This window comes from Candidatus Binataceae bacterium (assembly GCA_036495685.1).
Classification (GTDB): domain Bacteria; phylum Desulfobacterota; class Binatia; order Binatales; family Binataceae; genus JAFAHS01.
Window position 1 is genome coordinate 65,387 of record DASXMJ010000114.1, and the last position, 12,486, is coordinate 77,872.

8 protein-coding genes are annotated in these 12,486 nt (G+C 57.9%); 2 read left to right on the forward strand and 6 right to left on the reverse strand.

What is annotated here, in order from left to right; translation table 11 throughout:
• Positions 1-3 precede the first annotated feature (3 nt).
• The 3 genes from ccsB to VGI36_11635 form a co-directional block, all read right to left on the reverse strand.
• Positions 4-759, reverse strand: coding sequence for a c-type cytochrome biogenesis protein CcsB (gene ccsB, locus VGI36_11625; GenBank protein ID HEY2485792.1), 756 nt, complete (start codon positions 757-759; stop codon positions 4-6).
• Positions 760-834: 75 nt separating this feature from the next.
• Complete coding sequence (locus tag VGI36_11630) at positions 835-1,509, reverse strand: bifunctional precorrin-2 dehydrogenase/sirohydrochlorin ferrochelatase (GenBank protein HEY2485793.1); 675 nt, start codon at positions 1,507-1,509, stop codon at positions 835-837.
• Between the two features lie 351 nt (positions 1,510-1,860).
• Entirely contained in the window at positions 1,861-2,964 is a 1,104-nt protein-coding gene (locus VGI36_11635) for a HAMP domain-containing sensor histidine kinase (GenBank protein HEY2485794.1), read from the reverse strand.
• 530 nt (positions 2,965-3,494) lie between these two features.
• On the opposite strand from VGI36_11635, the gene VGI36_11640 reads away from it, so the two are divergent.
• Entirely contained in the window at positions 3,495-7,382 is a 3,888-nt protein-coding gene (locus VGI36_11640; protein HEY2485795.1) for an ATP-binding protein, read from the forward strand.
• A gap of 509 nt (positions 7,383-7,891) precedes the next feature.
• Here VGI36_11640 and VGI36_11645 read toward each other — a convergent pair.
• The 3 genes from VGI36_11645 to VGI36_11655 form a co-directional block, all read right to left on the reverse strand.
• Positions 7,892-8,131, reverse strand: a complete 240-nt coding sequence (locus VGI36_11645) for a BON domain-containing protein (protein ID HEY2485796.1) — start codon at positions 8,129-8,131, stop codon at positions 7,892-7,894.
• A gap of 1,682 nt (positions 8,132-9,813) precedes the next feature.
• Complete coding sequence (locus VGI36_11650) at positions 9,814-10,176, reverse strand: hypothetical protein (protein ID HEY2485797.1); 363 nt, start codon at positions 10,174-10,176, stop codon at positions 9,814-9,816.
• A gap of 187 nt (positions 10,177-10,363) precedes the next feature.
• Complete coding sequence (locus VGI36_11655) at positions 10,364-10,486, reverse strand: hypothetical protein (GenBank protein HEY2485798.1); 123 nt, start codon at positions 10,484-10,486, stop codon at positions 10,364-10,366.
• A 616-nt stretch (positions 10,487-11,102) separates the two neighbouring features.
• Between VGI36_11655 and VGI36_11660 the strand changes: the two genes are divergently transcribed.
• Positions 11,103-12,461: a sigma-54 dependent transcriptional regulator gene (locus tag VGI36_11660; protein HEY2485799.1), complete on the forward strand. Its 1,359-nt coding sequence runs from the start codon at positions 11,103-11,105 to the stop codon at positions 12,459-12,461.
• The last annotated feature ends 25 nt before the right edge of the window (positions 12,462-12,486 follow it).

A 12,486-nucleotide genomic window follows, 5' to 3' on the forward strand; every position in this document is an offset into this window, starting at 1 on the left:
GGCTTACCCGAAGCTGCCCCCGTGCTTGCCGGGAAACACCAGGCTAACGCCGACGAATGAACTGAGCAGAACTACGAAGACCGCAATCGTGAGAGCCGCCGCCCGACGTCCGCGCCATCCTACGGTCAAACGCGATTCGAGCAGGGCGGCATACAAAATCCAAATAACCAGCGACCAGGATTCTTTGGGCTCCCAGGACCAGAAATGACCCCAGGTCGCGTCGGCCCAAATGGCCCCGGTTACGATCGCCGCGCTCAACATGACGAAACCCCAGGCGAGCAGCGAATAGTTAACCCGGTCCAACTTTTCGAGACTCGGGAGGCGCTCGGTGTCGGGTTTTGGCGGCCGCTTGGCCTTAAGGCGCGATTCGTAGGCCAGGTAAACCAGGCTCACACTCGCCGCCAGGATAAACATCGCGTAGCCGACTATCGCGAGGCCCACGTGAATCGGCAGCCAGATGCTCTGCAGCGGAGCGGGCAACACCAGACGCCCGCGGGTCGTCATCGCAGTCGATACTCCCATCGCGATCGCAATCGCCGGCGCGGCATAGGCGCCGATCACGGACATTCGCAGCCGCACGATCAGCAACAGCGACGCCAGCGCAGTCACCCACGCCAGAAACGAAAGCGACTCCGCGAAATTCGCGACCGGAATATTGCCGGCCTGCAAACCGCGCGCGGCGAGATCAAGTGCATGAAGGACGGCCCCTGCGCCGAGCGCGATTATGGCCCACCCAGCCAGGCGCACCTTTCCCGACATTCTGTCCGCCAGAAACAGTATGGCGGAGAGCGCGTAGCAGGCTATAGCGGGAAGTAGCCAGAGCGATCCCATAGTTCAGGTGCCACGTGACAATTCCTCGGTGGGCTGCGGCGGGTGGAGCTTGATTCGAAGGACAGCGAGGCCGGCCCCGAGATGCTGAGTCAGTAAACGATCGATCGCGATCCAATCAGCTTGCCGAACAAGCTCCGCGATGTTGGAAGCGGCGATTGCCTGCAGAATCCGTGCTCGCTCGCGTGAATCCTGCTGCCGCTTGCGCACGTAGGATCGCGCGGCGCGCATGATTTGGGTGACGGTCTCGTACTCCGGACCGATGACCACTTGCAGGTCGCGTCGGATGCGCGAGGCGAGCGCGGGGCTCACGCCAGAAGTTGAGATCGCAATCTGCAGTTCTCCACGACGGACCACGCTCGGCGTGATGAAGTCGCACAATTCGGGTTGGTCGGCGACGTTGATGGGAACACGGAAAGCGCGCGCCTCCGCCGCAGTGGCACGATGAACTCTGAGATCGTCGGTCGCAGCGAAAGCGAGCAGACAGTCTTTAAGGTCTCCGGGTTTCCATTCGCGAGCGATGTGCTCAACCGCATTGGTAGACGCGAGTCTCTGCAACTCCGCGGTGAGTTTCGGGCTGATCACGCAAACCCGAGCGCCCGCCTCCAGCAGCGCCGCGACCTTACGCTCGGCGACCTCGCCTCCGCCGACCACCACGCATCGGCGGCCGTCAAGGTTCATGGATATCGGCAGGTAGCCCATTCGACCAAGAAATTCTAATACAGCGTCTAGATGTGAGACAGTCCCGCTCGAGTCGAAGGCCTTGAGGCTCGCCGGGGAAACTGACACCGCAGGACCAAGCCGCAACCGGCTGGCTTTGCTCGGCGATGCGCCCGTCACCATCGTCCGCAGAACCGCACGCTCGCGCCATCGACGGAGAGCGATAGGCGCCGGCTCCTGGCCCTAAGACCAATCAATAGAGTGCGACGGCTGGGGAAGAGCATCAAGTTTCGAACTCAATCTTGGCGCAGCTAGAAACGGGGTCGAAGCCGGTCGAAAGACGATCGCCTTGGTCTGGCTGGCAGGAAAACCTCATGGGGGACCATGCGGCAGCCGCACGACAAAGTTGGTTCCGCCTTCTCGGGACGAGCTTACGACGATCGTGCCACCGTGTGCGGCAGCTATCTCGCTCACAATGAACAGCCCCAGTCCTGTGGAATCTGGTCTGGAGCTGGCGCGCCGAGTGAGAGGGTCAAAAATGGTCGGGAGCAGATCTTCCGGTATCAGCGGGCCTCGGTTGTGAACTTGAATGACAACGAAACTTTCATCGCCGCGGACAGTAACTTTGACGCTTTTGCCGTCGCCGTGCCGAATCGCATTGATTAGCAGGTTGGAGACCATCTGCTTTAGTCTCTCACCATCCCACTCCCCGTCCAGATGGCCGCCTGCCTCGAAATCGATCGCGCTCGCTGGATTGGCCAAGCGAACCTCGTCAACGACTTCACCAACGGCCACTCCTGCATTCCCCCTCGCGATGGTCAATGGCATCGGATTACCAAGGCGGCCGCGCGCGAAATCGAGTATGTCGCGCGACATTCCCTCCAGGCGTCGAGCGCTCCTTGAGATTGACGCAACTATTTTGAGCTGTTGTTCGTTCACTGGGTGCTGCTTGGCTAGAACATTCGCGCCCATGACAATGGCGTTTATCGGGTTTCGCAGGTCGTGTCCCAGGATGCCGATAAAACGGTCGCGGTATTGGCTTTCCCGCTCCTTGTATTCGACCACCGCCGCCGTGATGTTCTCGTCCACGATTTCGGAAAATCTCGCCACTTCGGCAGCGCCTACTTCGAAGCCACTCGAATCAAGGATTTGCCAAAGATGCACAACGCGGGCTCGCAGCACACAATATTCCGCTGCGATCTGGGCCAGGTCGAAGCCTGAGTCGATCCGAATCTTTACATGGGCAGCAGTTACAGACTGGGTGGGACTCGGTTCACCCTCGATCGCGGCTACCAGGCGCTGCTCCACGGGTGGAGCGGAAGCTTCCATCCGGTCGGCGATAAATTTGAGAATCGAAGGAGCGTGATCGCGCAGAATCCATCTCGGCAAAGCAGCATCGCTTATTTTGCTCGCGAAATCTTCCCATTCTCGAAGGATCCGGTCGCGATTGATCCTGATGAACTCTGCCAGCGTCATTGTGGTTGACCTAAGCCGATCTTGTCTTACAGGCAGCGCACGGTAAGCTTCTCCCGCCCGACAACTTTGCGAACATGTGGGCCCTTCAGCGTCTTGGAAGGGCAAAAACGCCCTATTCGGGGCCTTTTCGGGAATTGCACCGCAGCTCGGCTACTTGAATTTACCATGTTCATGATGGGTTCTGCTTTGCGAAAGGGAGCTCACCCAAAGTGCCTATGCGAGCACGCGAGACCGCGAGCAAACCAAGATTGCGGGCCTTTGACAGACAATCGCGAAAGGACCTACTTCGATTAATGAACGAGCTCGGGGCACTTCTCTGAGACTCTGCAAACCTCGAATCACGAGACCAGGGCGATGGCATTTCCTGATTTCTGTGCAGCAAAATTTTCGCGATCATCCGCTCTTTTCTTGATATTTGAAAATAGGGGTCGCGTAAGCGGCCTTCCGGTGGCTTGGTTTGTGGTCGCCGAGGAGTTGCTGCGGCAGTCAGGGTCGCTTCGCGCCGCTGTCACAGACCAGGAACCTCTGACATGAGCGGGGACCAATCGATTTCTCAAGACGCGCTTTCGTTCCTCGAAGGCAGCGGCGAGATGCGCGAACTCATCCGCGAGTTCGACTGGGCGAGCACCCCGATAGGACCCATAAAACACTGGTCGGCGGCGCTAGTAACCACCATCCGCATCGTACTGGCCAACCGCTTCCCCCACATCCTGTGGTGGGGACCTGACTATATACAATTGTATAACGACGCCTACGCTCCGATTCCGGGAGCAAAACACCCAAAAAAAGCTTTAGGCAGGCCTGCGCGCGACTGCTGGCCAGAAATCTGGCACATTATCGGACCCCTCATCGATAGGCCCTTTCGCGGCGGTCCACCGACGTGGAATGAAGATATTTTGCTTGAGATCCACCGACATGGCTTCGTAGAGGAGTCTCACTTCACGATCGCGTATAGCCCAGTCCCCGACGATACCACGGCCGGTGGTATCGGCGGAGTTCTCGCCACCGTCCATGAGATCACGGAAAAGGTTATTAGCGAGCGGCGCACGGTCGTATTGCGCGACCTCGCGGCCAGCGCGGCGGACGCCAAGACGGCGGAGCAGGCCTGCGCGGTTGCAGCGAACGTTCTAGCTCAGCACGACAGGGACGTTCCATTTGCTCTGCTGTATCTGATCGATCCGGATCGGCGGCGAGCGAGCCTTGCCGGCGCTTCAGGAGTTGGGCCCGGCCTCGATCTCAGCCAGAAAATCTTGAATCTCGACGAATCATCGGCGGCGCGATGGCCGCTTCGGGAAGTCGTCGAAAGCGGCGAAATCCAGTTGGTCGAGGACCTGGCGACCCGCTTCCGAACCGTTCCTGCCGGGCCCTGGTCGGATCCGCCGGTTGCCGCCGCAATTGTCCCGATACCCTCGAACCGGCCGCACATGAATGCTGGCGTGCTGATCACAGGGATCAGCTCACGGATAAAATTCGACGCGCACTACCGGGACTTTCTCGTTCTCGTCAAAACTCAGATTGGGACCGCCATCAGCAATGCACGCTCCCACGAGGATGAGCGCAAACGAGCGGAGACGCTGGCAGAGCTGGACCGCGCGAAGACCGTCTTCTTCAGCAACGTCAGCCACGAGTTCCGGACGCCGCTCACGCTGATGCTCGGGCCGATCGAGGAGCTGCTGCGGCGCAGCCATTCGAAGCTCTCGCCGGCAGTCAAGGGCGAGCTGGAAATGGTCAACCGCAACGGATTGCGCTTGCTGAGGTTAGTAAACACGCTCCTGGACTTCTCGCGTATTGAGGCCGGGCGCGTGCGCGCTATCTATCAACCGACCGAGCTGGCTGACTTTACGGCCGAACTAGCCGGCATGTTTCGTGCGGCGATCGAACGCGCAGGACTGAAACTGGTGGTTAATTGTCCGCAGCTTTCCGAAGTGGTCTACGTGGACCGCGAGATGTGGGAAAAGATCGTTTTGAACCTTCTCTCTAATGCCTTCAAGTTCACCTTCGATGGCCGTATCGAGGTCAGCCTTCGGCAATCGGCCAACATGGTGGAACTTCGCGTCTCGGATACCGGCACCGGGATTCCTCCCAAGGAAATGCCCCACCTGTTCGAACGATTCCATCGGGTTGAAGAGCCGCGTGGCCGAACCCACGAAGGAAGCGGAATCGGACTGGCGTTGGTACATGAACTGGTGCGATTGCATGCTGGAAAGATTGTGGCAGAGAGCGTGGTCGACCATGGCACTACGTTCATGGTGGAGATTCCGCTGGGCAAGCACCACTTGCCACCCGACCAGGTCAGTGATGAAGACCGTCCATTTTCCGCCGCGGCCGGAGCGTCGCCGTTTGTCGAAGAAGCGTTGCGCTGGTTGCCGGACGACGCGAAAGAAGAGCCGTATCGCGAGCAGCTGTCAAATTATCGGGAAGCCTTCGCGACACCTGCACTCAATCCGCTCAACGGCAAGAATCGGTCGCGCGTAATCGTGGCCGACGACAATGCCGATATGCGGCAGTATATCTCGCGGATTTTGGGCGAGCGGTACCAGGTTGAGGCTGTTCCCGACGGAGAAGCCGCGCTCCGGGCCGCCGTGGAATGCAAGCCAGACTTGATTCTGGCTGATGTCATGATGCCGCGGCTGGACGGCTTCGGTCTGTTGCGGAAGATTCGTTCCGATCCTGCGCTGCGGGAAACTCCGGTAATCGTGCTCTCGGCACGCGCCGGTGAGGAAAGCCGAGTGGAGGGAATGGATTCGGGAGCGGATGACTATCTGGTGAAGCCATTCAGCGCCCGCGAGCTAATCGCACGCGTCGAGGCGCATCTCAAGATGGTGCAGATGCGCCGCAGCGCCGCGGAACAAGCGAGCTATCGCAATGCGCAGTTTGAAGTGGTGGTGGAGAGAGCGCCGGTAGGAATTATGCTGGTCGATTCGGACCTGCGGATCCGATTGGTCAACCCGATTGCTCGCCCCGCATTTGGCCAGATTCCAGATCTAATCGGTCGGGGCCTTGCCGAAGTCCTACGGATTATGTGGCCACGCGAGTTTGCTGACGAGGTCATCCGACGGTTCCGCTACACACTGGCGACCGGCCAGTCTTACGAAAATCCTGAAAGTTCCGAGCACCGGATCGATCGTAACCAGACCGAGTACTACGAGTGGCGGACCGATCGCACACTGCTACCCGACGGGCAGTACGGAGTCGTTTGTTACTTCCAAGAGATTTCGGCGCGGGTCAAGGCGAGGCAGGAACTGGAGCGAAACCGCGACGCGCTGAGCCGCGATGGCCGCCGCAAAAGCGAGTTCCTTTCCATTCTCGCGCATGAGCTGCGCAACCCCTTGGCGCCGATCGCGAACTCGCTGGAGCTTATCAAGCGCTATGGGAAGAACCAGTCCGTGACCGCGGGGGCCCGGGAGTCTATCGAGAGACAGCTCGCTCAGATGGTTAGGTTGGTAGATGACCTACTGGACGTCAGCCGCATCACCCGCGACAAGCTCGAACTCCGCATCGAACCGGTTGATTTGAAATCGATCGTCGAACAGTCGATCGAGGCGTGCCGGCCGCTGCTTCACGAATCCGGGCTGCGGCTCAAGCGCGATTTTTCGCGCGGGCCTATCGACCTCGATGCTGACCCCGTACGACTCGTGCAGGTGTTTCAAAACCTGCTTCACAATGCCTGCAAATATACTGCGCGAGGTGGAGAGGTCACGGTAACAGCAAAGCGCGAAAACGATGCCGCGGTGGTTTCGGTGCGTGATACCGGTATCGGCATTCCACCGGATCGGCTCAGCGAAGTGTTCGAGATGTTTTCCCAGATGCATTCGGCAACGGTTCGGATGGACCCTGGACTGGGAATTGGACTGGCGCTCGTCAAGCGCCTGGTTGAAATGCACAACGGAAAAGTCGAGGCTCGCAGCAAGGGTCTCGGTTGGGGAGCTGAATTCGTGGTCAAGCTGCCGCTGGTCAGCAAGATGGCACAAGCCGCCGATGCCCACCTCGACACGGCGAGTAAAAATGGAGCTAGATTTGGGCTCCCACCGCATCGCATCCTGGTCGTGGATGACAATGAAGATTCAGCCGAAACCATGGCAAGATTGCTGGAGCTGAGTGGTAACCAGGTTCGGTGCGCGGGCGATGGACTGGCCGCTTTGGAAGCAATTGATAGATTCGATCCGGAGATCGTGTTGCTGGACATCGGTTTGCCGAGGATGAACGGCTACGAAGTTTGTCGCGCCATTCGACGGAACCGGTCGATACACCAACCAATCGTGGTAGCCCTGACGGGGTGGGGCCAGGAGAACGACCGTGAGGAGAGCAAGGCGGCAGGATTCGACCATCACCTGGTGAAGCCGGTAGCGTTCGAGGCGTTGCTGGAGCTGATGACAAAACTGAGCCGGGAGAACGTGACCGAATCAAACGCTCACTGATCTCAGTTGCACCTCTGATTGAGGTGCTGCTTGGCGTCTTACTTTCGTAACCAGGCTCGCTGAGAACTCGTTTCCCTGGCACCGGCCGTCAGTGTGGTTGGCAGGACACGTTTACTCGTGAATGCTCAATCACTATTCCCATGCCCCAAGTGAAAACGATAACACGGAGCGGGTTTGGCCGTTGGCACTCAATAGCGTGCGGCACCGTTGCCAAGGGTTCCATTACTTCGAGGAACCACTCAACAGTCCAATGATAGCAATCTGAGGCTGCACGGCGTCTGGATGGTGGGCGGAAATCATCTCCCAACCAGCGGAGCATCGCCACCACTTCCGAAGTGAAACAGGACCGCGGCTACCCAGAAGAATGGCGACGCGCCGACCGCTGGGGCTACCATCTTCCGATGTTCTGTGTCGCCAGGCGATCGAAACATCAACGACTTCCTGCGAACCAAGGGTACACGCGTCAGCCACTTGGAATGATCGGGCCTGGGCCATTTCGAATGATCAGATCACCTCCAGGTCAGCTTGTTATCGACCCCCCTGATTCCAGGAACGGCAGCCGCGACTTGGGCCGCATGCTTCGCATCCTCAGCTGATGCAACCACGCCGCTCAGGCGAGCCACCCCGTGATCGCAATCGATTTCGACCGGATGTCCATTCGCCACACCATCGGTTGCGAGCGCGGTCTTGATTTTGGTTATCAGCGCGGCATCCTCCGCCTCCTCGGCTGGGTCCTGGTAGTGGTGCACACCCTTCGCTGTGAACGCTCTCCTTGTTCAGAGTAATCGAGCTGTTCGTGACCTCCTTGGGCGACATCGGGGCGGGAGATGCCACCTGGGTCCACGCTGTTGCGCAAGCTAAAGCCCCTTCGACAACGCCAGCGACTACTCCACTTATAGTATTCTTGCTAACAGTCATACTTTCGCTCCGTTTTTCTGAGCAAGTTCTGTTGAGCGGTGGTCGACAAGCGCCGTACCTCGCCACTGGGGATTATCAGCTAACTATTTAGCCAACCACCGGTAGCGTATAGCGACTAATAGTTGCTGCCCTGGTAGGTTCTTTTTTCGTAGGTCGTCGACTCGGAGCTAGATGACGGACTCCAAGAATTTGGGGTCACCGTGGTCGACTGACTCTTGTACGACGATGTGCTCTCTTGGGTTGAATTGGTGGCCGGTTGGCCAGTCGTAACGGTCTGTGTTCGCGCAGTCGTCGTTACGACCGGCGGGGCAACTACAACAGGAGCCGGCTGAACAACCACGTTCGCGGGGGGACTCGGTACGTATGTGGTTTCTTTCGTCTCACTGCTACAGCCGGCAACCAGTAGGAAACCCGAAACGGCAATCGCAAGAGTGATAAGCATTTTCATGGTCTCTGTCCTTAATGGTGGTCAAAGCGTTATGAGTTACTCAGCAGAAACCGTGTCGCTGAATACGATCGAGGGTTCGTAGATTGAACGTATCGATACCGATCACCTGTCTACGGCTCCGTACTGTGTAGATTCTTCACGTATCTTGGTTATTTGAACAAACAACCTGAATAATCAGTAAAAAATAATTGGCCTGCTCACTAGCTGATCAACGACTAATATGGTCGCGAGCAGAAGAGCTGAGCGATACTAGCTAGTCAGCTTGACTTGTGTGCTTTTTATCTCTGAGGTACCTTAGCGCCGGTCCGTCGCGCCTCTGAAAGACCAATCGCGATTGCCTGCTTCCTACTTCTTACTTTTTGGCCGCTACCGCCAGACTTAAGCTTTCCGCGCTTCCACTCGTGTACCGCACGCTTCACTTTACTGGAGGCCTTGGGCCCATATTTCCGTTTAGATGATTTTGACCTCATGAAAGGATTCCTCCATACACCGATTGTGGTGATATGTAAGCACCTTCTCGCGGGCAAACGACGCACGACTTTGCGGATCTCGCAGGCTAGCGAACGGACCCTTGATGCTTAGGTCTTCTACCGGCAGTTGCGACAACTGACGCCGACAATGGTCGGATTGCACCAGGCCCGCGGTCACGGTGCTCCCAGTGGGATGACTCTCCGCTCGTCGGATCTCCTGCTCGAGACCTGCGAAATGCTTTCGTGAAGGATCTCAAACGTCCTTTTCTACCGCTGGGCCCCTTCTTGTTGGGTTCACAATGTTCGCGACGGCTCGCGGCCGAGTGCGGAAGTCGGGAGATACCTCCTCGCTCAGATCCTGCCCAATAGCACTAGAATCAAAATGACCACCAGGATCGTGCCGAGCCCACCTGACGGGTAGTAACTCCAACCAGCGCTGTATGGCCATGTCGGCAGCGCCGCGATTAGAAGGATCACTAGGACAATTAATAGTATTGATGGCATGTTGCTAAACACTCCCGTGGCGTATTCCCGTCTCGGTGTCGGTAATCCGGTTTTTCGAGACTCCTCCGTTCCGAATTACCGGCGAGGTTCGCTAGTCGATGTTTTGCCGAGCGACGAATCCCGTCTGACCTTTCATCGGGCCCTGCGCGATTTCAACAACCGAACCTTTTTCGTCGCTCGACACAATTCTCACCGGAGTTTGATCGTCGATGTCTTTCGCGCTGAAGTTCTTGCGCACTTCCCCTGCCATACCCTCGACGCCGCCTTCCTGCTGCATGCGTGAGACTTTCAAGTAAATCTCCTCGTCGGAATACATTGGCACCGAATGCTCGTTTGGAGTCGCTACAAGCTTGTGGGGAACCAGTGATTTTTCGCCTTGGCATCCGGCTAACATGAGTCCCGCCGCTAGAGTCATGGCTACCAAATATCGCGGTTTGGTATTGATGACATTCATCGTTAGCTTTTCCCGCCCGCAACGAGCCCTTTTCGACCGGTCTTTGTGGGACGTTCGCCGCGCTTCAGAGCTTCGGTTTCCACGCGATCGACAACTTGTAACGCCTTATTCACGGCCCGCTCGACAGGACCGCCACTTTCGACATCCTTGACTTTACGCGAGGATCACGAGACATCTCGCGAGCCTCTCACTGTTCATCCGAGAGACCTTCGCGCATCGCGATCTCGCGCTCTACCCCGCTCCCGTCTTCAAGACGACGTCCCTTGGAACGGCCTTCGGCTTCCCAAATCTCGTACGTTCGTTTACCCATACCTCATTCACGCTTTTTCAGCGCCAATGCTTTTCTCGTGGGTGTTCAAGAGACTTGATAAGCATTGGCCGTGCCACAAACGACCCTTATGAGCGCACGGTAAAAACGCGGCATACACAGTTCGTCGAAAAACTAAGGACAGAAAAGATGTGGTTCGGAGTAAAATTTACTCAAGCTCATGTCCGGGCACGATTCCAGAGATCGAAGCCAATGCTCAATTGTGCAGAAGATCGTTTCTCGTCGATTGTAGATGGTCTTGGGCATAGTACCGCGGGCAGTGTGCGGTTTTTGCCACCGCACGGGATGGTCGCTTTCGACGAACAGGTCGTTCGCGACCTTCCCGGCTCTGTCGCGTCGTTAGTTCCTCTCACCCTCCAGCGTCTATGCTCCGATAGGCGTGCGGCAGGAGGTCTGAAACGCACCGAAAGTTTTCGCTCGGGGACACTTGCTGGCTTAGAAACCTTATTAGGGGCGAGTCGAAAACCCTACGCTAAATATTTGATGATCAAACGTTGCCGCGAATGATAAAGTCGGTTTTCACGGGTCGGCAAGAAGGGCACCTCGATTGCTTTGGCGTGGAGGACCTATTGTACGCCACCGAATAGGCGTTTGAACCATGTCTGATCGAAAACGAGTATTGGTTGCGGAAGACGACAAAGCGACTCACGAAGACTGGTCGGAGTCGCTCACCGCGTGGGGTTACGAAGTGGCGGTCGCAGAAGACGGCGACCGCGCTATCGAGATGATCCGGAGTTTCTCGCCGCAGATTTTTTTGTGTGATTTGAAGATGCCCAAGCGCGATGGCCTGCGGTTGCTGAAGGACCTCCACGAAATGGGGGTGGAGCTGGCGACGATCATCGTTTCGGGTGAAGGAGAGATTCCGGAAGCGGTCCAGGCCATCAAGCTCGGCGCACTGGACTATCTACGCAAGCCGGTGGATCCGCATCACCTGCGACAGATCTTGAAGACGCTGAGCGAGAACATTTCGGTGCGCGAGGAAAACCTGCGGCTGCGGCGGCGGCTGATGGAAACCGGCGAGCTCGGGCCAATCTACGGCCGCTCGCTGGCGATGCGGCGGGTGATGAATGCCATCGAGCGGATGGCCGGTTCCTCGGCCTCGGTGATCATCAGTGGGGAGAGCGGCACCGGCAAGGAACTTGCGGCGCGCACCATTCATGAACTTTCACCGCGCCGCAGCGGTCCGTACATCGGGGTCAACTGCGCGGCCATTCCCGACACGCTGATGGAGAGCGAGCTGTTTGGCTACGAGCGCGGCGCTTTCACCGGCGCGGATCGCCGCAAGGAAGGCAGCTTCGAGCTCGCCAATCACGGCACCCTGCTGCTCGATGAAATCACCGAGATGAAGATCGAGTTGCAGGCCAAGCTGTTGCGGATCATCGAAGAGCAGCGGGTGCGGCGGGTGGGCGGGACCGCGGAGGTCGCGCTGGATGTCCGGGTGCTGGCGGCCTCCAATCGCGAAATCGACCGGGCGGTCAAAGAAGGCAAACTGCGCGAGGACCTCTACTATCGGCTCGGGGTTTTCACCATCCAGATGCCGCCGTTGCGCGAACGGATCGAGGACATTCCGCTGCTGATCGACGCCTTCCTGGAATTCTACGCCGCGCGCGAACACAAGCCCGTAGCCAGCATGGATGATGAATGCCGCGAGGTCCTCAAGGGGCATCCCTGGCCGGGCAACGTGCGCCAGCTTCGCAACGTTATCGAGCGCGCCCTGATTGTCTGCCAGAGTTCAACCATCACCACCGCCGATCTCCCGCAGGAATTTCGCACCACCGGCCAGGGTGACTCGGGATGGTTCCGCGTGCGGATGGGTTCGTCACTGGATGACGTCGAGCGTGAGCTCATCATCCGCACCATCGAGTACGCCGGGGGCAACAAGACCCGGGCCGCCGAAATTCTAGGCGTGGCGCCCAAGACTCTCTATAATCGCTTGGAGCGCTACGAAGAGCACTGAACATCTTGAAACAGAGAGCGGGGAA